The 685-nt window shown below is 71.4% G+C and carries 1 protein-coding gene; it reads right to left on the bottom strand.

The window, feature by feature from the left end; genetic code table 11:
* On the bottom strand, positions 1-685 hold a 685-nt coding region (locus tag ACXAHD_RS32305), incomplete at both ends, for an IS66 family transposase (protein ID WP_475055208.1).

The raw sequence follows: 685 nt of genomic DNA, 5'->3' as shown, positions 1-685 counted from the left end.
CCGGTCAGGGGTCTGCCGCCGTTGCGACCGCAGGCGTCGAGGTAGGCGGTGAGGTAGGTCAGGACGTTGAGGCCGGCCTGTTCGGCGGTGGCGGTGACGGTCCAGACGGTCGCGGCGAGGCGCGCGGCGTCGTCGGTGCGGGAGCCGTAGGCGTTCTTGCGGGTGATGACGGGCCGTCGCAGTGCCCGCTCGGACGTGTTGTTGTCCAGGCTGATCATCGGGTAGTCGCGGTGCGCGGTCAGGCCGTCCCACTCGCGGTCCAGGGTGGCCAGGGCCTTCTTCGCGGGTTGTTGCAGGCCGGGGCTGGCCATCTGGGCCTGCCGGGCGGTGTCGATCGCCTGCAGGGCGGTGTCCCAGGCGGTGTACGCGTCGTCCAGCCGGGTCGCCGCCGTCCCTGCGGCGGCCGTGGATGCGTTCCACGCGTCGGTCAGCTCGTCGTGGGCGTGGTACAGGGCCTTGATCCGGTCCAGCCAGTCTCGGGTCCAACACGCCAGTTGGGTCGGGTTCGCGTCCCCGGCGCGCACGAAGTACCGGCGGACATGGGCCCAGCAGTACAGGTTGGTCAGGCCGTCGGTCCTACGCCCGGCCGAGGCGTAGACGGTGTAGAAGTCGCTGGAGACGACCAGCCGCCGTGGCCCACCATCAGCGTGCGGGGTCAGCTGTCCGGTGGCGGTGTCGATCCCGG

The organism is Micromonospora sp. ABR4_055, from assembly GCF_056160425.1.
The sequence above is the reverse complement of the archived record's forward strand: the minus strand, read 5'-3'. Positions and strand labels throughout refer to the sequence as shown.